We start from the raw sequence: 18,726 nt of genomic DNA, 5'->3' as shown, positions 1-18,726 counted from the left end.
GATGACGACCTTCAACGTGATGGTGCCGGTGGCCGGCGTGCTCACGCTGCCGTTCCTGCCGATGCTGCATGAACTGATCCGGCGCAGCGACGTCGCGGCGCTGCCGATCGGCGACGGGCCGTTCGTCGACCAGGCGCTGCTCGCCGCGCGCTGGCACGACGCGCTGCGCGCGCACGTGGCCGGCACGCCGCCGGCGGATGTATCGGGCGCGCCGCCGTGGCAAGCGCTCGGGCTGGCCGTCGAGCATGCGGATGCGATCCAGGTCGCACGCGACGCGCATCGCGACGACGTGCTCTACGCCGACCGTTCGATCACGCTCGACGACGGCGCGCGGGCCGCGTACGCGTTCGCCGACCAGCACATCGACATCCGTGCCGGCGCGACGATCGGCACGCTCGCGCATGCGCCGCTGATCGACGTCGACGATGCGGTGCTGCGCGGCGTCGTGGTCGGCGACACGGTGCGCCTGCGCGGCGCCGGCGGCTTCGCGTGCCTGTATGGCGAGCCGCTCGTCTTCGGCGCGGCGCCCGGCCCGCGGCCCGCGGACACACCGGCCGCGCCGCGCCGCGCGATCACGCTCACCCGCCACTTCGCGTCGCTGCCGCATCGCTTCCTGCACGGTCGTTACCTGCTGCCGTGCGACGTTCGCCTGCCCGCGCACACGGTCGTGCAAGGCAACCTGATCGTCGAAGGAACGCTCGTCCTCGGCGAAGGCTGCGTGCTGCGCGGCAGCGTCAAGGCGCATCGCGTCGAACTCGAACGTCACGCGTTGCTGCACGGCGCGGTATTCGCGCGCGACGACGTGTTGCTCGCCCACGCGAGCTGCATCGACGGCGTCGTGTCGGCCGGCGGCCTGTTGCGACTGACGGGTGCGCGCATCGGCGTCGCCGGTCATCCGGTCAGCGCGTGTGCGCGCGACGTATCGATCGTCGATCATGCCTGCCTGCATGGCGATCTCGTCGCGTGGCGCAGCGGCTGGTTCCACACATCCCGTTAAGGAGCGCCTCATGTCCGATCGCCCCAGCCATCGCGGCCCGCGCGTGCCGGTTGCCACCCTCGCGATGCTGTGCGGCGTCGCCTTCGGCGCGCCCGCGGCGCTGGCGGAGCAGCCGGACGATGCCGCCGCCGCGCCCGCCGTGCAGCCGCCGCCCACGACCGTCATCACGCCACGGATGCGCGACGAATCGATGTTCGTGCGCGTCGACGCCGAAGGCCTGCCGGACGGCGTGCCGCTCGCCGAGTTCACGCCCGAGGATACGAACCGGCCGCCGCTGCCCGATGCAGTCGTCACCCATGTGCAGGCGCCGCAGGAATCGCACACCGAACTGTCGCTCGGCTATTCGAGCGCACATCTGACGCACGGCTACGGCGACTGGTACGGCGTGCACCTGCGCGGCGTCTATCAGGACGGCAGTCGCACCGTGCTCGGCGAACTGGCGCAACTGCACCGCTTCGGCGAGAACACGCAGCTCGGCGCGCTGACCTACGTGCAGAACCTCGGCCCCGACTGGTTCGGCGGGATCGGCTTTTCCGGCACCACGTCAGGCACGATCCTGCCGAGTGCGCGCGTCGACGTATCGATCAACCGCAAGCTGTTGTCCGATCGTTCGCTGGTCGTGTCGCTCGGCGCCGGCTACGCGTGGAACCGCAGCGGCCACCGCGACCAGCTCTATCACGCCGGCGTGATCTGGTACGCATTGCCGAAGTGGATTTTCGAGGCGGGCGCGAACTATACGGTCGATTCGCCCGGATCGGTGAAGGCGCCCGCCTACTACGGCGCCGTCACCTACGGCGAAGTCGGCAAGAGCGTGATCGTGCTGCGCGGCGGCGTCGGCCGCGAGGCGTATCAGGTCACCGGCTCGGGCTCGCAGATCGCGGATTTCCGCAGCCACGAGATCACCGCGAAATGGCGCTACTGGGTCACGCGCAAGTGGGGGACACAACTCGAATTCGCGTACTACCACAACCCGTATTACTCACGAATCGGCGGCGAGCTCAGCGTCTTCTATCGCTGGTAAGCGGGCGGGCGCCATGCAGATGCATCCCGTCCGTCCTCCCGTCGACCGTTCGCTGCGCACCCACGCGCACCCGCAGCGCTGGCTGTCGTCGATCGCGCTGCTGACGCCCGCGCTGTACGCGTCGCTGTGGTTCGGATTGCCGATGGCGTGGCGCTACTGGCGCGCGGTCATGGCGTGGGGCGCGCGCCAGATCGATCCGGCGCTTCACGTGATCGTGATCGGCTATCCGCCCGACGCACCGCGCGTGCCGCTGCTGTCGATCGACGTCGCGGCCCGCATGCCGGGCGGCACGCTGCTGGTCGCCACCGCCGCGCTCTGCATGATCGGCTTCGCCGCATCGTTCATCCGGCGCGCGCGCTGGCTGCCCGTTGCATATCTGTTACGTATCGCGAGCTTCACCCAGCTGCTGATTTGCGCGTACTTCTGGCTCGCGCCCGGCACGTTCCCGTACGTCCCGCAACTGCATCTGCGCGACATGTTCGTGTTGCACGGCGCGGCGATCGCGCTGATTCCGCTGGTCATGGCCGCGCTGTACTACCCGCTCGATTTCTCGCTGCTGCAAAAAGCCTTCGCGTCGCTGCTGGTGCTGGGCTACTTCGTGTTCGCGCTGCCGTTCGTGATGCTGCTGCACGCGACGATCGTCCATCACGGCTCGCTGCTGTTTTTGCCGTTCTGCTATTTCCTGCTCGGCGGGCCGCTGCTGATCGCCCTGCTGGTCACGCTCTATACCTACTGCGCGAGCTGGCCCGGCGCGCTGACGCGCGATCGCGATTCCGTCTGCTGATAGCGCGTCCCAACGCGCCGTATCAGCGATGAAACGAATCCGTCGGGTTTGCGACCGTGCCGCGCGACCGGCAGTGCAGGAAGCCAGCAGGACCGGGCCTCCTGCGCCAATGGCACGTTGTTCGCTTCTTTCCATGCGTCGCATCGAGTCCTCTCACCGGCGAAGGCAGCGCGGCGCACCGGCGCATTGGCGCGGTCGGACCGCCGTGACACGCACCGCTCGATACCCGACGAACCGGACAGCCGCAACACACCTACGGGGCTGGAATGCTCGACCTGGCGGCACGCGTATCCCGGCTGCCGCACGCCCCCATTCCTTGAGCGAGGAGCACACCATGTTGGCAAAGTCAGGCAAGTTCTTGCGGATCCTGTTCGCGCTGTTCGCGCTCGCGTTCGCATTCAGTCCGGGCGGCGTTCAGGCGGCCACCAACCAGCTTCTGCTGTTGGTGCCCGATACGCTGACGCTGCCCGATTCGCGCGTATCCGCATGGCTCGACAGTGCCCAGGAAGAAGGGCTGCAGATCAAGGTGATGACCGACAGCCAGTTCATGGCGGCCGGCGCGACGCTGTCGCAGTATCCGGGCCTGATCCTGCCCGATCAGGTGCATACGACGGCCGCCGACGCGCTCGTGACCGCGATCCAGAACTACGCGCTGAACGGCGGCAAGGTGATGCTCGTCTACGATTTCGGCGTACTGAATTCGGCCGGCTTCTACGTCAGCCCGAAATCGCGCTTCAGCAGCATGGCCGGTGTGGACTATGTGCTGTATGACCAATACGGCGGCAACATGATCGGTCTCGGCAATGTAACCGGCATGAGCAGCTGGCTGCGCACGCTCCAGGTGCCCCCCGGCAAGTCGATGGCATGGACCACGACTTCGTCGACCACCACGACCGCCAGCGCCCTCGCCTCGACGAGCACGTCGGGCACCTCGGGCACGTCGACCAATTCGACGTCGGGCAGCGCACAGTTTCTCGCCGCCAGCCCGTCGAACCCCGGCGGCCTCGCCAACTACACCCACGGCGCATGGTTTCAGTACACGACGCCGTCCACCGGCAGCGGCGTGCTGAACCAGACGGCCCCGAAGCTGACCGGCACCGTGACCGGCAAGCTGAAGAAAACCACGACGTATACCGCCAATTCGCTGCTGAGCACGTCGACCGGCAAGACGGCCACCGCGCTCGCGTCGACGCTGGCCACCACCACCGACACGCTCGAAGGCATCTCCGGCTACGTGTACGGCTTCCTCACCTATCCGAGCTTCGTCACGCAGGGGACGTACACCGGCACGACGATCCTGACCTCGCCGACCTTCGGGCTGGTGTCCGGCTACAACACGTACGGCAACGGCGGCGTGCTGTTCGTCAACCTGCCGCTCGCCTACCTCGACGGCCAGACCGACGGCATGCTGATTCACGGCTACCTGCATTATTTCGGCACGCAGATGCTTAACCTGCCGTCGCTGTCGCCGCTGCCGAAGGCGATGGCCGGGCTCGTGTTCAACTGGCACTTCTGCGCGGGCGACCAGATCCAGCCGGCGCTCTACCTGAAGAGCCTCGGCGTGTGGAACAACGGGCCGTTCTCGCTCGTGGTCACGGCCGGCCCCGATGAAGCGGCGTTCGGCGACGGTGGCGGCATCAATCTCGCCAACAACCCGTCCGCGCAGAATCTCCTCAAGTATTTCGTGAGCAAGGGCCATCGCGTCGGCAGCCACGGCGGCTGGATCCACGACTACTGGGGGGCGAATGCGAGCGAAACCAACGCGAGCACGTTTACGCAGTACCTGATGATGAACCATCAGGCCGTCCAGGCGACGACGGCCTTGCCCGACGTCGAGTACGCGGCGCCGGAAGGCAACACGCCGACGTGGTCGGTCAACTGGCTCGAAAGCAACGGCTTCAACGGCTACTACTTCACCGGCCACACCGGCTCGGCACCGACCCGCGCCTACCGCAACGGCGCGTTGCTGAACCCCGGCCTGTGGGCGTACCCCGTGATGCCGTTCGGCAAGTACGCGACGTTCGAGGAGTTCCAGCAATACGCGGTGCCGACGGCCGACGTGAACAACTGGTACGCATCCCTGATGAACTTCGTCGTCGCGAACCGCACGAGCCGGCTGATCTATGCGCACCCGCTCGGCGCGTCGTCCTACACGTCGACGCTGTCCGCGATCTTCAATCAAGCCAACACGCTGAAGCTGCTCGGTCAGTTCAAGTGGTACACGATGACCGACATCACGGTGTTCGACCGCGCACGCCTGAACGTCACATGGTCGGCCACCGATACGGGCAGCGGCTGGGCGTTCGCCGCCAGCCACCCGACCAGCCTCGCGAACATGACGTGGCTGCTGCCGAAGAAGGCCTTCGCGCTGCCGTTGATCACGCAAGGCCTCGGTAGCGTCGTCATCACCGACTCGACGTACTGGCTCGTGACCGCGAACAGCGGGACCAGTCTCAAGTTCACCAGCGCCAAGGTGCACTGAGCCGCGACATCGACCCACCCGCCGGCGCGCGACGCGGCCAACGCCGCGCCCGGCGGAATTTGCGCAGGACCACCGCGCAGGAGCCCCCCATCATGAACCGGCCCGCGCTTTTCCCGGCCGCACGCGCACGCGTGGCGGCCACCGCCCGGCTATGCCGCCTGTGGTGCGTCGCCTGCTGTATCGCCGCACGCGGCGTCGCACCGCATGCGGGCGCCGCCGAACTCCAGCTCAACGGGCTCTACCAACGCCCCGACGGCGCGATCACCGTGCGTCTGAACGGCGCCGGCATCGATCCGTATTTCGCCGCGAAAGCCCTGCTCGGCGCCACCGATGCGGGGCTCGACGCCCATCAGGCCGCGCTCGCCTGGATCGCGTGGCTGTTGCCGCGCCAGCGTCCGGACGGCGGCTTCGATCGCTATTGCGTGAAGAGCGGCCAGTACAGTTCATGCGCCGAAGCCGACGCCGACGACGCGATGATGGCGACCTGGATCGAACTGCTCGCCCGCTTCGCGCCGCCCGACGGCATGCCCGCCGCATGGGAACTCAGCCTGAATCGCGCCGGTGCGCATCTGGATACGCTGCTCAGCAAGCCCACGGGCGTCTATCAGATCTCGTCGACGCTGCATGTCGCGCTGCTGATGGACAACGTCGAGGTACACAGCGCGTTCCAGGCGCTCGCCGCGTATTACCTGCGGCATGGCGACGCCACGCGCGCCGGCCCGTGGAGCCAGCGCGCCGACCGGCTCGCGTCCGCGATCCTGAAGGTGTTCTGGCGCGGCACGCAGTCGGGCTTTCGCCCGAGCACGCAGCGCATCAGCGACACGACCTTCTATCCGGCGAAAGTGGCGCAGATCTTTCCGCTCCTGTCGGGCATTCAGGTTCCGCAGCAATCGAACGATGTGTTCTACGCGCAGTGGATGCAGAAGTACGGCAAGACCTGGCTGCAACTGGCCAGCTCCGATTATCCGTGGGGCTTGATCGCACTGGTCGCATTCAAGATGAACGACCGGAACACGGTCGCGTGCTGGCATGCGCTATCGGGCCCGTACCGGCACGGCGCACACTGGAACGTCCTGGAGGAAGCGCTTTACCTGGCATTCGAAAGCCGGATGGCCGACCCGGTCGCGCCCGCGCAATGCGGCTTCACGACGGCGGCGACAACGGAGACCGCGTCACGCTGATCCACGCGTGCGCACGGTCCGGGGGAATCTACAGGGAAGGAGACGTGTCATGTGTGGCATCGTCGGCGCGGTCGCGCAACGGGACATCGTCCCGGTTCTGATCGAAGGTTTGCGCCGCCTTGAATATCGCGGCTACGATTCATGCGGCGTGGCAACGGTCGTCAACGGCCAGGCACGCCGCGAGCGCAGCGTGTCGCGCGTCGCCGATCTCGACGCCCACGTGCGCAGCGCCGGCCTGGCCGGCAGCACCGGCATCGCGCACACGCGCTGGGCTACCCACGGCGCGCCGGCGACCTGCAACGCGCATCCGATCTTCTCGCGCGACGAAATCGCGCTCGTGCACAACGGCATCATCGAGAACCACGAAACGTTGCGCAAGCAACTATCCGACGAACACTACGAGTTCGACGGCCAGACCGACACCGAGGTGGTCGCGCACCTGATCCACAGCAAGTATCGCGGCGACCTGCTCGCCGCCGTCCGCGACGCGACCTCGCAGTTGCACGGCGCCTATGCGATCGCGGTGTTCAGCAAGCGCGAGCCGCAGCGGCTGATCGGCGCGCGGGCCGGCTCGCCGCTCGTCGTCGGCGTGAAGGACGGCGAATGCTTTCTCGCGTCCGACGCGCTCGCGCTCGCCGGCATCACCGACCGCTTCATCTTTCTCGAGGAAGGCGACATCGTCGAACTGACGCCGGGCGGCGTGCGGGTGCTCGATCGCACCGGCACGCCGATCGAACGCGCGATACAAACCATTCCGTCCGTGCAGGGCGTGGTCGAGCTCGGGCCGTACCGGCATTTCATGCAGAAGGAAATTTTCGAGCAACCGCAGGCCGTGGCCGCGACGATCCCCGATGCCGGACTGTTCGATCCGGCCGTATTCGGCCCCGACGCCCCGCGCGCGTTCGAGCAGATCGACAACGTGCTGATCCTCGCATGCGGCACGAGCCACTACGCGGGCCTGACTGCCCGCCGCTGGCTCGAGACGATCGCGCGCCTCCCTGCGCAGGTCGAGATCGCGAGCGAATACCGCTACAGCGACGCGCTCGCGATGCCGAATACGCTGGTGGTCAGCGTGTCGCAATCCGGCGAGACCGCCGACACGCTCGCCGCGCTCAAGTACGCGCAGGCGCTCGGCCACATCGACACGCTGGCGATCTGCAACGTGCCGACCAGCGCGATGATGCGCCAGACCGGCCTGCGCTTCCTGACGCGGGCCGGCCCGGAAATCGGCGTCGCGTCGACCAAGGCGTTCACGACGCAGCTCGCCGCGCTGTTCATTCTCGCCGTCACGCTCGGGCGGCTGCGCGGCTACGTCGACGATGCGCAACTCGCGCGCTATACGACACAGTTGCGGCGGCTGCCTGGCGCGCTCGAAGACGTGCTGGGGCTGGAGCCGCAGATCGAGCGCTGGGCGGCGGAATTCTCGCAGCATGAAAACGCGCTGTTTCTCGGGCGCGGGCTGCACTACCCGATCGCGCTCGAGGGCGCGTTGAAGCTGAAGGAGATTTCGTATATCCACGCGGAAGCGTATCCGGCCGGCGAGCTGAAACACGGGCCGCTGGCGCTCGTCACGCACACGATGCCCGTCGCGACGATCGCGCCGAACGATGCGCTGCTCGAAAAGCTCAAGTCGAACATGCAGGAAGTGCGCGCGCGCGGCGGCCAGCTTTACGTGTTCGCGGACGCCGATACGCGGATCGACAACGGCGAAGGCGTGTCGGTGCTGCGCATGCCGGATTACTACGGGTTGTTGTCGCCGATCCTGCACGTCGTGCCGTTGCAGTTGCTCGCGTATCACGCGGCGTGCTTGCGGGGTGCGGATATCGACAAGCCGAGGAACCTGGCGAAATCGGTGACGGTCGAGTGAGGGGGTTGCGTGACGAGGGGTTTGCGTGACGAGGGCTGGCCCGCGGAGGTCGCCTGGCGATCAAACGGGCCCGCCGTACACGATTCGAGCAGGGACGATTGACGCTTTCAACGGGAACGGCCCTCGGTTGCCCGGACATCCCGCTGACCGGCCCGCCCTTCTGCCCCGAACCATCCGCTTCCGGGTACGTTAATCGGCGACTCTCTCGAATGTATCCGCATTGGTCTGAACGGCATGTGCCCAGCCGAACGCCGATGATCGTGAGCCTTGCCGTGGCACCTTGCTGGTCACGACATGCCATACGGTCTGCAGCTTGCCGTCACGCAGCATGCCGGTGAAAGAACAGATCGCCGACACCAGGTCGTTCGACATGCCGAAAGCGAAGTTGATGCAATCGCCATACCCGACGCCGGAGACGGGCAGATCATGACCAAAGAACGCGCTGTCCCGCAACGCCGTGCTGAATACGCCACGGATGACGCCATCCTTGTCGTCCGCGATGGTCAATGTAGAGCCATATTGATTACGCCACGTGCCAATCCAGTTCATCACCCACCTCCTGAGCCCCGGACACTTGATCGCCTGCCAGGCGGCCGCGCGTGCTTGTCGTTCTTCTTCCGGCGGCAAAAGGGGCGCTCGAGCCAGCGCCGTGCATCGGCGAGCGCCGTTGTGACGAGTGAAGCCTGATACGAATCGAGCAATAGCAAAAAATTGCTGGCGCCCGCGATCCGGCATGACCACGGAAAGTATAGATGGTCGTCAGACGATATGAAGGGCTGCATGTCGCGATCCGGGCAGCTCGTACGCTCTTGTTCCCTACTTTATTCGCCGTAACATCGCGCACGGCGCGAAGTCTCGCCTCTGTCGCCGCGGCGACTTCGCGAGCGGTCGCGGACCTTCTTCCGCGCTGAGCGTCATGGGTCATTCTGAAGAAATTCGATACCAGGTTGATCGCAAAAGCACGATGTCGCATGCACCGTCAAAAATCGTGCTTGAATCTTCGAGTTCTTCGTACGATATTTGAACCGCACGGCGTGCTCGTGGGCAAACGAGCAGCCCGGAACCGAATTCGCGCCGACCCAGGCCCGACCCGTGCGGCAAACGACAACTCGAACCATACGGTGCAGCGCAGGCCAGATCTCTCGGGAGACCGCAGGATGTCCACGCAAGCCAGGAAGCCGTTGATATCGCTCGTCGTGCCGTGTCACGACGAAGAAGAAACGATCGACGCGTTCTTTGCCGAAACGCTGCCCGTTCTCGAGTCGGTCGCGTCGGTACGCTTCGAGATCGTCTGCGTCAACGACGGCAGCCGCGATCGCACGCTGGACCGGCTGCGCTCGGTCGCCGCCGGCGACCCGCGCGTGCACGTCCTGGACCTCACACGCCGCTTCGGCAAGGAAGCGGCGCTCACCGCGGGCCTCGACGAAGCGGCCGGCGCGGCCGTGATCCTGATCGACGCCGACCTGCAGGACCCGCCCGCGCTGATTCCCGCGATGCTCGAACGCTGGCGCGCAGGCGCCGAGGTCGTCGCCGCGAAGCGCACCGACCGCCGGTGCGACCCGCTGATGCAGCGGGTGGCCGCCGCGCTCTACTACCGCGTGCACAACCGGCTCTCCGAAGTCGAGATGCCGGAGAACGTCGGCGATTTCCGGCTGATGGACCGCGAGGTCGTCGACGCGCTGCGTGCGTTGCCGGAACGGCGGCGCTTCATGAAAGGGCTGTTCGCGTGGGTCGGCTACCGGACCGAGATCGTCGAATACACGCGTGCGGCACGTAGCGGCGGCCGCTCGAAATTCTCCGGATGGCGGCGCTGGAATTTCGCGCTCGAGGGCATCACGAGCTTCAGCACGGTGCCGCTGCGCGTGTGGACCTATGTCGGCCTCACGTTCGCGATGCTGTCGCTCGCGTATGGCGCGTTCATCGTCGCGCGCACGCTGCTGTACGGCAATCCGGTGCACGGCTACCCGTCGCTGATTTCCGTCGTGCTGTTCGTCGGCGGCATCCAGTTGATCGGCATCGGCGTGATCGGCGAATACCTCGGCCGGATCTATCACGAATCGAAGCAACGCCCCGTCTATCTCGTGAGGCAGCACTACCGTGCCGAGCGCGATGCGGCCGCGCGACCGGCATCGAAGCTGCTGCAGTTTCCGCTCAAGCGTGCGCACTCGGCACGCCGCCGGGCCGCGACGCCGGCCGCCGCGAGCATCACCGCCCGCAAGACGTCGTTCAAGTAGCACCGGGCCGCGTCAATTGGACATCCTCCGGCAATCGACCCGCCCGGCCGAACGGCCGGTCGTCGCATGGCTCACGTCGCGACGCGTCGTCCTGTACAGCGCGCTGATGCTGGTGTCGTACGCGGTGTTCATGGCGATCTGGACGGCGGTCGCGCGTCACGCGTCCGTCACCGGCGGCGTGATGCCGCGGCCCGGCGCCGACTTCTCGGTGTTCTGGTCCGCGTCGTACGTCATGCTGCACGGCGCGCCGTCGCACGCGTACGATTTTTCCGCCTTCTCGCGGCTGACGACCGCGCTGTTCCCGCACCTTCCGCGCGACGTCTTCGCGCCGTGGCTGTACCCGCCCACCTATCTGCTGCTCGTGACGCCGCTGGCGCTGCTGCCGTTCGCGCTCGGGTATCCGCTGTTCGTCGCGTTCGGCGTGTCGATGCTCGGCCTCGCCGCGTGGCGCGTATCCGGCCTCCGCGCGATTCCCGGCGCATCGCGCGCCGGCGCCTTCGCGCTGATCGCCGCGCCGTGCGTGTTCGTCACCGCGACGCTCGGGCAGAACGCGTGCCTGACCGCATCGTGTGCGGCGCTCGCCGTTCATTGGGCCGACCGGCGACCGCTGTGGGCCGGCCTGTGCATCGCGCTGCTGTCGGTCAAGCCGCAGATGGCGCTGCTGTTCCCGTTCGTGCTGGTCGCCGTGCGCGCATGGCGCACGATCATGTGGGCCGCGCTCGCGACCGGCGCATTCGTCGCATCGAGCGTGCTCGTCTGCGGCGTCGCGTCGCTGCGCCTGTTCGTCGCGAGCGCCGGCCTCGTCCGCTCGATCATCCTCGAGCATGGCGTCGGGTTCTGGCTCGCGTCGCCGACGCCGTTCGCGGCGCTCCGCCTCGCGGGCGTGCCGCTCGGCGCCGCGTATGTCGCCCATGCCGGCATCGCGGCGATCGCGATCGCCGCGGCCTGCGTCGTCTGGACGCAATCGCGCGACACCCGCGTGCGCGCGGCCGTACTGGCGGTCGCGACGCTCGTGGCGAACCCGTACGTGTGGCACTACGAGCTCTCGTGGCTCGCGATCGCGATCGCCTGCATGCTGTCGATCGGCTGGCGCGACGGCTGGCTGCGCGGCGAACAGGCGGCGATCGCGCTGATGTGGGCACTGCCGATCGCCGAATACCTGAACCCGTGGCTGCAGCTGCCGCAGATCGGCCCGGCCGTGACGCTCTTCGCGCTATTGATGCTGCTGCGCCGCGCGCGGCACGACGCGCGCAACACTCACAGCGCAAGCCGCGGCGGCACGTACACGCCGTAATACGGCCCGACGCCGGTCGCGACGCCGGTCATCTTGACGCCGGCGACGAAGTGCCCCTGGATGTACTTGTAGGTGCCGCCCAGCGACACGTCGATGCGGAACGCGGCGAACGCGACGATCGGCACGGAGGTGCTGCTCGACGTCTGCGTGACGACCGGCAGCACGACCGTCGTGCCGACCGGCACCGACGTGTAGAGCGTCGCTTTCACGCCGGTCGCGAGATTGATGCTGTCGCCGATATTGAGCGTGGTCGGGTTGCCGGTCACCATCAGGCCGCCCATCGTCGTCGTGTCGGTCGCGGTCGACTGGAACGACGTCCACTGGCCGCCCATGCACAGCGCGCCATACGTCTGGCCGTTCGTGATCGAAAACTCGTACGGCAAGCCCGTCAGCGGATTGATCAGCGGCTGGTTGGTCTGCGCGTTCCAATACTGGTTGTACACGCACTGGTCGATCGCGATCGGAAAGAGCCCGCCCGCCGCGACGCCACCCGGCGCGGCGAGCACCGCGATCGCGGTCGCGCGGCCGGATGCGCCGGGGATGCCCAGCAGCCCGCCGAGCAGCAGCGGGATCGATCCGCCATTGATGCCCGGCGCGCGCGACACGGTCACCTGCACGGCCGGCACGTCGTAGGGGCCCGGCGTGATCGTGGTCGGCTGCATCGACGCCGGCGTGCGCGTCACGTTCCAGTAGCCGGTCGTCACCGTGCCGGTCGCCAGCGGTGCGCCCGCCGCCGAGTTCAGCGCGATCACGCCGTTCGCCGCCGGCGCGGCCTGCGACCAGTTCAGCGGCCCGCCGGTCGGCGACATCATCGCATCGGCCGCCGCGAGCGCGGCTGCATCCGCGGCATTCTGCAGCTGGTTGCGCACCGTGGCGATCCATGCGATGTCGATCGCCAGCGCGCCGAACGACAGCAGCGGAATCAGGAACATCAGGAAGAACAGCGCGACGGAGCCGCGTTCGCGCGCCGTGCCGCCGGATGGCTTGCCGGCCGCGTCATTCATAGAGCATCACCGAGCTGGCCGTGAGCGTCACCGGGCCGGTCAGCGCGCTGAATGCCGAACCGAGCACCATCCCGGAATACGTGTAGGTCACCGTGACCGTCAGCGCGGTGCCCGCCGTCGTGCCATTCGCCTGCGTCACGGTCACGGTCGGCGTCGTCGGCGTGCCGCCGGTGATCAGGCTGTTCTGCGTATAGCTGAGCGCGACGTTGGCGATCTGCGTCGGGGTCAGCATCGGCACGCGCAGCACGACACCGGCGCGCGCGGCTTCGCGGCTCGCGTTCGTGATCACGGCCTTGTCGCACAGCAGCAGGCTCACGTCGATGATGCCGATCAGCACCATCAGCAGGAACGGCAGCATCAAGACGAACTCGAGGGATACGACGCCGCGCGCGTGGCGGCCGCGCATCGCCGCGCGTGTCATTTTGCGGCCCCCGCGGCGGGTGGCACCGTACGCGGCTCGAGCGCGGCGCCCTTCAACGGCCGCGCCGCATCGGCGACCGGGCGCGCCGCGAGCTGCGCACGCACCGCCTGGTACACGCGCAGATTGTCGGCCACCGCCGACGCCGGCAGATCCGCGGACAGCAGCTTCTTCGCCGAATCGGTGTTGCCGAGCACGCCATACGCGAACGCGAGATTCTGGCGCGCCTGCCACGGCGCATCGGGCAGCCCGGCCACGTCGAGCAGCACGTTCACGCCCTCGCGCGGACGATTGCTCAGCACGAGCGACAGCCCGAGGTCGACGCGCAGCCCCTGCGCGTCGGGATGGGCGCGGAGCGCGTCCCGGTACACGGCCTGCGCGTCCTCGTGGCGGCCCTGCAGGTCGAGCACCGTGCCGAGCCCTTCCGCCGCAAGCGGAAGGTTCGGCTGGGCGGCGAGCAAGTCGCGATAGCGGCTGGCGGCCTCGTCGAGCCGCCGCTGCCGCAACGCGACGCGCGCGAGCCCGACCTGCGGCCCGAGTTCCGCGGGCGCCTGCTGCCGCGCCTGCTCGTAGAGCACGCGTGCGCGCTCCAGATCGCCGGCGCGGTAGTTGACGTCGGCGAGCCCCAGTTGCGCCGCGAGCGAGTCGGGATGCCGGGCGAGCACCTTGCCGTACAGCGTCGACGCGAGATCGACGTTGCCGCCGACCAGCGCGCTGTCGGCAATGCGCAATTCGGCCTGCGGGTCGTCGCTCTTGTGCGACAGCGCCGGCCGCGTCTGGATGCCCGGCGCGCAGCCGCCGGCCAGCAGCGGCAGCACGGCCGCGAATGCGAACGCGAACGCGCGTCGCGCGGAGCCTTTCATTTGAACACCTCGAGCAGACGAATGGCCGCCGGGCCTGCCGCGATCAGCCCGACCGTCGGCAGGATGAACAGCATCATCGGCAGCGTGATCTTCGGCGCGAGCTTCGCGGCCTGTTCCTCGAGCGCGACGATCTGTTCGGTGCGCTCGCTGCGCGACAGCGTTCGCAGCGCCTGCGTGATCGGCGTGCCGAACCGCTGCGATTGCGTGAGCGTCGTGGCGAGCGAGCGCGCCGACGGGAAATCGACGCGGAGCGCGAAATGCGCGAGCGCTTCGGACACGTTGCCGCTCAGCGTCAGCTCGTCCGCGCAGACCGTCAGCTCGTCGGCGAGCGGCGGGCAGATGCGCTCGAGTTCGCGTGCGACGCGCCGCACGCCCGACACGAGGCTGTTGCCGGCCATCGTGCAGATCACGAGCAGGTCGAGCGCATCCGGAAAGCATGCGGCGATGATGCGCCGGCGCCGCCGGATCATCGCGCCGAGCACGTATTCCGGCACGATCACGCCGATCACGAACGCGGCGATCATCGCGACCGCCCGGATCACGAAGTATTCGCCGAAGCGCGGAATATACGGGCTGAACACGATCGCGACGCCGGCGAACAGCACGCCGCAGCTGAGCTTGATGCCGATCATCGACGACACCGCGCGCCGTTCGCGAAAGCCCGCGCGCGTCAGTTGCAGCCCGAGCTTCACGCGCTGCATCGGATCGAGCACGGGCAGCCGCTCGCCGAGCTGCGCGAGCCGTCGCGTCAGATCCTGACGCACGTCGCCCGGCTGCAGACGCCCGCCTCCCAGCGACGGCGGCCGCTGCCCGGCGGCCTGCTGCACGCGCACGGCGATCCGCTTGCGCGTGCCGCCGCCCGGCGTCGCGAGCGCCGCCGCGACGCACGCGATCAGCAGCAACAGTTCGAGGCCGCGGGCGGCCAGCATCGACATCGTCATCGCGCGGTATCCAGTTTCGAAATCTTGTGAATCGCCAGCAGGCCGATCGTCAGCAGCCCCGCCGCGATCGTCAGCATCACGCGGCCGGCATGCGTGTCGAACAACAGCATCACGTACGCGCGGTTCACGAGGAACAGCGCGCCGATCATCACGAACGGCACCGCCGAGATGATCTTCGTCGTGATCCGCCCTTCGGCCGTCAGCGCGCGTGTCTTCAGGCGGATGTCGCGACGCGTGCGGATGATGCTCGACAGCTCGTCGAGCGTCTCGCCGAGGCTGCCGCCGGTCTCGCGCTGCAGCAGCAGGTAGACGGTGAAGAACGAGAAGTCCGCGATCATCAGCCGGTCCGCCGCGTGCGTCAGCACGTCCTTCAGATCCGCGCCGACGCGCAGGCTGTCGCCCATCGTGCGGAAGGTCGAGCGCACCGGCTCGGCCGCGCTGTCGCCGACCGTGCTGATCGCCTGCGTGACCGGAATGCCCGCGCGCACCGCCCGCACGATCAGGTCGATCGCGTCGGGGAACGCCTCCAGAAAGCGCAGCCGGAAACGCTCGACCAGCATGCGGTAGCTCGCGCGCATCGCGATCAGCGGCAGTCCGACGTAAATCGCCGGATGCACGACGCTCGGCAGCGCGACGAGCTTCACCGCGACGATCCCGGCGATCGCGCCGGCGATCGTGCTCGCGACGACGATCCGCAGCCCGCGCTCGCCGCCGACCGCGCGCACGCGCGTCACGTAGCGCTGCATCCACGCACGTACGCGGGTTTGCCGGCGCGGCAGGTTGAACAGCGCGACACCGGACCCGGCGGCCTCGCCGGCGTCCCGGCCCGCGAGCGACGGTGCAAGGCGCTGCAGCCGCGCGCGAATGCGCTGCTCCGGCGTATGGCGCGCACGCTCGAGCAACGCGGACAGCCCGAGGCCCGCCGCGAGGATCGCGACGAACGCGCCGAGCGTGAAGAGATCGGCAGCCCTCATTGCCTGAATACCTCGGAGAGCACATCCTCGACGCCGTAGTACGCGGCGCGCGGCGCGAACGCGGGCCGCAGCGACGACGCCTCGAACACGCCCTTCACCGCGTCGCGCGTCGTGTCGCCTTCCTGGCGGAACGCGAACAGGTCCTGCGTGATCACCACCTCGCCTTCCATCCCGACGATCTCGGTGATCCGCGTCACGCGGCGCACGCCGTCGCGCATCCGCTCGACCTGCACGAACAGGTGCACGGCGCTCGCGATCTGACGCCGGATCGACAGCAGCTGCAGGTTCGCGTTCGCCATCATGACCATGCTTTCGAGCCGGCTGATCGCGTCGCGCGGCGAGTTCGCGTGGATCGTCGTCATCGAGCCGTCGTGGCCCGTGTTCATCGCCTGCAGCACGTCGAACGCCTCCGCGCCGCGGATTTCGCCGAGGATGATGCGATCCGGCCGCATCCGCAGCGCGTTGCGCACGAGATCGCGCTGCGAGATGCCGCCGAGCCCTTCCGTATTCTCCGGGCGGGTTTCGAGGCTCACCACGTGCGGCTGCAGCAGTTGCAGTTCGGCCGCGTCCTCGATCGTCACGATTCGTTCGTGCTCCTCGATGTGCTGCGACAGCGCGTTGAGCAGCGTCGTCTTGCCCGACCCGGTGCCGCCCGAGATCACGATGTTCAGCCGGCATGCGCACGCGATCTTCAGGACCTGAAGCATCCCGTGCGAGATGTTGCCCTGATGCGCCATCCGCGCGAGCGTGATGTCGCGCTTCGCGAACTTGCGGATCGAGATCGACGCGCCGCGCATCGCGATCGGCGGCAGCACCACGTTCACGCGGCTGCCGTCGGCAAGGCGCGCATCGACCATCGGGCTGCTCTCGTCGACGCGGCGTCCGACCGCCGCCGCGATCCGCTGCGCGACGCTCGTCACGTGCGCGTTGTCGCGAAACTTCAGCGACGTGAGCTCGAGCCGGCCCGCGCGCTCGACGTACACCTGATCGGGACCGTTGACGAGAATGTCGGACACGGTGTCGTCGGCGAGCAGCGGCTCGATCGGCCCGACGCCGAACATGTCGTTCAGGATCGCGTCGACGATCAGCACCTGCTCGCCCGCGGTGATCTTCAGGCGCTCGCGCTCGACCGTGTGCGCGGCCACCTGCTCGATGCCCGCGCGCACTTCGTCGCGCGTCTTCATCAATGCGGCCGACATGTTCATCGACGCGAACACCGCGGTGCGGATCGCATCGAACTTGCCGGAACGGATGAGGGCCTCCTGCGTATCGGCCGTCGCCGCCGCGCGCGCGGCCGCGGATGCGGCGGATGCGGACGTGGACAGCGACGCCGGCACCGGGCTCGCGGCCGGCGCGGGCGCGTCGTCGCGCGGCGCGGTACGGGAGCCCGCCGGCGCGGGGTCCGGCGTCCGCCGCTTGCGGGTACCGAACGTCACGATCCCTTCCTCCATTTGACGAAGCGCGCATACCACGGCTCGGCGACGGCCATCGATTCGCCGGTGATGCCGTTCGCGAGCAGCCGGATCTCGTCGAGGAAGCCGCTCCGTTTCGTGCCTTCGATCGGCTCGCCGAGGTTCTCGGCGATCGCGAGCGACTGCGCGTCGTGCGGCAGCTCGCGCAGCCGCACACCGCCGAACGCGTCCTCGAAATCGGACTGCGCGACGCGCCCCTTGACCGGCTCGAGCGGATTGTTCAGCACCATCGACAGCATCCGCTCGCCCGGCATTTCCTTCACGAAGCGCGCCAGCCGCGCGGCTTCGTACGCGGCGTGCACCGACCGATCGGCGACGATATAGACGAGATCGGACGCCGTCAGCGCATCCTCGAACAACTTGCCGGCACGCACGCCCACGTCGAACAGCACGTAATGGAAGCGGTCCTTCAGCATGTCGACGAGCTGCGCGATCGCATCGTCGCGCAGCAACGCGTCCTCGCCATAGGCGAGTTCGGCGGACAACACGTGCAGGCGGTCGCCCTTCGTGACGAACATGCGGTCGAACAGCGCGTCGTCGGGGCGCAGTTCCATGTTCAGCAATTCGATCAGCCCGTTGTTGCTCGACAGCCCGAGCATCGAGTTCGCGCCGCCGCCGTGCAGGTTCAGGTCGACGTAGGCGACGCGCCGCCGCTTCTCGCCCGCCAGGCAGCGCGCGAGGCTGACCGCGATCGTCGTCGTGCCGACGCCGCCGCGCGCGCCGACGAAGCTGACGATCTTGCCGGTGCGCACCTGCACGACCGCCTCGGTCGTCGTCAGCGCGCGCCGCATCAGCTCGACGGTCAGCGGCTTCACGATGTAGTCCTGCACGCCGATGCCGAGCAGGTTGCGGAACAGCCCGACGTCGTTCTGCGTACCGATCGCGACGACCCGCACCGACGGCTCGCACACGTCCGCGAGCCGCATCAGGTCCGACACCGGCAGCACCGAATCCGACACGTCGACGATCAGCTGGCGCGGCGAGCGCTCGTGCTGCTGCAGCAGCCGGATCGCGTCGTCGCAGTTGCCCGGCTGCACGTGGGCGCGCGCGATCGACAGGTCCTGCGCGACGCGGCGGATCACATCCTCGCTGCCGGCGTCGGACACGACCGCGATGAGGTCCGCCGCACCGGCTGCGGCGGCGTGCTTGGCGTTCTGGCGGTCGAGGACGTTCATGGGCGGCATCGCGATCGCA

Annotated in this window: 16 protein-coding genes; 8 read left to right on the top strand and 8 right to left on the bottom strand. The window is 68.2% G+C overall.

The window, feature by feature from the left end:
• Window position 1: 1 nt before the first annotated feature.
• The 6 genes from KR541_RS06620 to glmS all read left to right on the top strand — a co-directional run bounded on the left by KR541_RS06620 (window position 2) and on the right by glmS (window position 8,332).
• Window positions 2–997, top strand: a complete 996-nt coding sequence (locus KR541_RS06620) for a bactofilin family protein (RefSeq protein ID WP_050013727.1) — start codon at window positions 2–4, stop codon at window positions 995–997.
• Window positions 998–1,007: 10 nt separating this feature from the next.
• Complete coding sequence (locus KR541_RS06615; protein WP_050013726.1) at window positions 1,008–2,018, top strand: YaiO family outer membrane beta-barrel protein; 1,011 nt, start codon at window positions 1,008–1,010, stop codon at window positions 2,016–2,018.
• Between the two features lie 13 nt (window positions 2,019–2,031).
• Window positions 2,032–2,802, top strand: coding sequence for a hypothetical protein (locus KR541_RS06610; RefSeq protein ID WP_050013725.1), 771 nt, complete (start codon window positions 2,032–2,034; stop codon window positions 2,800–2,802).
• 334 nt (window positions 2,803–3,136) lie between these two features.
• On the top strand, window positions 3,137–5,284 hold the full coding sequence (locus KR541_RS06605) for a polysaccharide deacetylase family protein (protein ID WP_216089453.1): 2,148 nt from the start codon (window positions 3,137–3,139) through the stop codon (window positions 5,282–5,284).
• Between the two features lie 92 nt (window positions 5,285–5,376).
• Window positions 5,377–6,465, top strand: a complete 1,089-nt coding sequence (locus KR541_RS06600; protein WP_216089452.1) for a prenyltransferase/squalene oxidase repeat-containing protein — start codon at window positions 5,377–5,379, stop codon at window positions 6,463–6,465.
• Between the two features lie 49 nt (window positions 6,466–6,514).
• The gene (gene glmS / locus KR541_RS06595) at window positions 6,515–8,332 is read left to right on the top strand and encodes a glutamine--fructose-6-phosphate transaminase (isomerizing) (protein WP_050013722.1); all 1,818 of its coding nucleotides are present in this window, start codon (window positions 6,515–6,517) and stop codon (window positions 8,330–8,332) included.
• Between the two features lie 189 nt (window positions 8,333–8,521).
• Here the strand turns inward: glmS and KR541_RS06590 are convergent, their stop codons facing one another.
• On the bottom strand, window positions 8,522–8,881 hold the full coding sequence (locus tag KR541_RS06590; protein WP_204383780.1) for an avidin/streptavidin family protein: 360 nt from the start codon (window positions 8,879–8,881) through the stop codon (window positions 8,522–8,524).
• A 608-nt stretch (window positions 8,882–9,489) separates the two neighbouring features.
• On the opposite strand from KR541_RS06590, the gene KR541_RS06585 reads away from it, so the two are divergent.
• Window positions 9,490–10,566: a glycosyltransferase family 2 protein gene (locus KR541_RS06585; RefSeq protein ID WP_216089451.1), complete on the top strand. Its 1,077-nt coding sequence runs from the start codon at window positions 9,490–9,492 to the stop codon at window positions 10,564–10,566.
• A gap of 16 nt (window positions 10,567–10,582) precedes the next feature.
• Window positions 10,583–11,860, top strand: coding sequence for a glycosyltransferase family 87 protein (locus tag KR541_RS06580; RefSeq protein WP_050013719.1), 1,278 nt, complete (start codon window positions 10,583–10,585; stop codon window positions 11,858–11,860).
• Here KR541_RS06580 and KR541_RS06575 read toward each other — a convergent pair.
• Genes KR541_RS06575 through KR541_RS06545 form a run of 7 tightly spaced genes read right to left on the bottom strand, consistent with a single transcriptional unit; the run spans window position 11,824 to window position 18,716 of the window.
• Entirely contained in the window at window positions 11,824–12,864 is a 1,041-nt protein-coding gene (locus tag KR541_RS06575; RefSeq protein WP_050013718.1) for a TadG family pilus assembly protein, read from the bottom strand. The two genes, KR541_RS06580 and KR541_RS06575, sit on opposite strands and share 37 nt — an antisense overlap.
• Window positions 12,857–13,285, bottom strand: a complete 429-nt coding sequence (locus KR541_RS06570; protein WP_050013717.1) for a TadE/TadG family type IV pilus assembly protein — start codon at window positions 13,283–13,285, stop codon at window positions 12,857–12,859. Before KR541_RS06570 ends, KR541_RS06575 begins: the two co-directional genes overlap by 8 nt.
• Entirely contained in the window at window positions 13,282–14,145 is an 864-nt protein-coding gene (locus KR541_RS06565) for a tetratricopeptide repeat protein (protein WP_050013716.1), read from the bottom strand. Before KR541_RS06565 ends, KR541_RS06570 begins: the two co-directional genes overlap by 4 nt.
• Complete coding sequence (locus KR541_RS06560) at window positions 14,142–15,086, bottom strand: type II secretion system F family protein (RefSeq protein WP_050013715.1); 945 nt, start codon at window positions 15,084–15,086, stop codon at window positions 14,142–14,144. Before KR541_RS06560 ends, KR541_RS06565 begins: the two co-directional genes overlap by 4 nt.
• Window positions 15,083–16,060 carry a type II secretion system F family protein gene (locus tag KR541_RS06555; protein WP_050013714.1) on the bottom strand — a complete coding sequence of 326 codons (978 nt, stop codon included), beginning with the start codon at window positions 16,058–16,060 and terminating at the stop codon, window positions 15,083–15,085. Before KR541_RS06555 ends, KR541_RS06560 begins: the two co-directional genes overlap by 4 nt.
• Window positions 16,057–17,496: a TadA family conjugal transfer-associated ATPase gene (locus KR541_RS06550; protein WP_050013786.1), complete on the bottom strand. Its 1,440-nt coding sequence runs from the start codon at window positions 17,494–17,496 to the stop codon at window positions 16,057–16,059. The genes KR541_RS06555 and KR541_RS06550 overlap by 4 nt, the downstream gene beginning before the upstream one ends.
• Window positions 17,493–18,716 (bottom strand): CpaE/TadZ family protein, encoded by a 1,224-nt coding sequence (locus KR541_RS06545; RefSeq protein WP_050013713.1) that lies wholly within the window; start codon window positions 18,714–18,716, stop codon window positions 17,493–17,495. The genes KR541_RS06550 and KR541_RS06545 overlap by 4 nt, the downstream gene beginning before the upstream one ends.
• Window positions 18,717–18,726 lie beyond the last annotated feature (10 nt).

Source organism: Burkholderia sola (genome assembly GCF_905400185.1).
Classification (GTDB): Bacteria; Pseudomonadota; Gammaproteobacteria; order Burkholderiales; family Burkholderiaceae; genus Burkholderia; species Burkholderia sola.
The sequence above is the reverse complement of the archived record's forward strand: the minus strand, read 5'-3'. Positions and strand labels throughout refer to the sequence as shown.

Bases quoted from the DNA above. Each gene is read 5' to 3' on its own strand.
- KR541_RS06570 (WP_050013717.1), bottom strand. From the start codon at position 13,285: ATGACACGCGCGGCGATGCGCGGCCGCCACGCGCGCGGCGTCGTATCC.
- KR541_RS06555 (WP_050013714.1), bottom strand. From the start codon at position 16,060: ATGAGGGCTGCCGATCTCTTCACGCTCGGCGCGTTCGTCGCGATCCTC.
- glmS (WP_050013722.1), top strand. From the start codon at position 6,515: ATGTGTGGCATCGTCGGCGCGGTCGCGCAACGGGACATCGTCCCGGTT.
- KR541_RS06605 (WP_216089453.1), top strand. From the start codon at position 3,137: ATGTTGGCAAAGTCAGGCAAGTTCTTGCGGATCCTGTTCGCGCTGTTC.
- KR541_RS06620 (WP_050013727.1), top strand. From the start codon at position 2: ATGACGACCTTCAACGTGATGGTGCCGGTGGCCGGCGTGCTCACGCTG.
- KR541_RS06545 (WP_050013713.1), bottom strand. From the start codon at position 18,716: ATGCCGCCCATGAACGTCCTCGACCGCCAGAACGCCAAGCACGCCGCC.
- KR541_RS06590 (WP_204383780.1), bottom strand. From the start codon at position 8,881: ATGAACTGGATTGGCACGTGGCGTAATCAATATGGCTCTACATTGACC.
- KR541_RS06585 (WP_216089451.1), top strand. From the start codon at position 9,490: ATGTCCACGCAAGCCAGGAAGCCGTTGATATCGCTCGTCGTGCCGTGT.
- KR541_RS06565 (WP_050013716.1), bottom strand. From the start codon at position 14,145: ATGAAAGGCTCCGCGCGACGCGCGTTCGCGTTCGCATTCGCGGCCGTG.
- KR541_RS06615 (WP_050013726.1), top strand. From the start codon at position 1,008: ATGTCCGATCGCCCCAGCCATCGCGGCCCGCGCGTGCCGGTTGCCACC.
- KR541_RS06575 (WP_050013718.1), bottom strand. From the start codon at position 12,864: ATGAATGACGCGGCCGGCAAGCCATCCGGCGGCACGGCGCGCGAACGC.
- KR541_RS06610 (WP_050013725.1), top strand. From the start codon at position 2,032: ATGCAGATGCATCCCGTCCGTCCTCCCGTCGACCGTTCGCTGCGCACC.
- KR541_RS06560 (WP_050013715.1), bottom strand. From the start codon at position 15,086: ATGACGATGTCGATGCTGGCCGCCCGCGGCCTCGAACTGTTGCTGCTG.
- KR541_RS06600 (WP_216089452.1), top strand. From the start codon at position 5,377: ATGAACCGGCCCGCGCTTTTCCCGGCCGCACGCGCACGCGTGGCGGCC.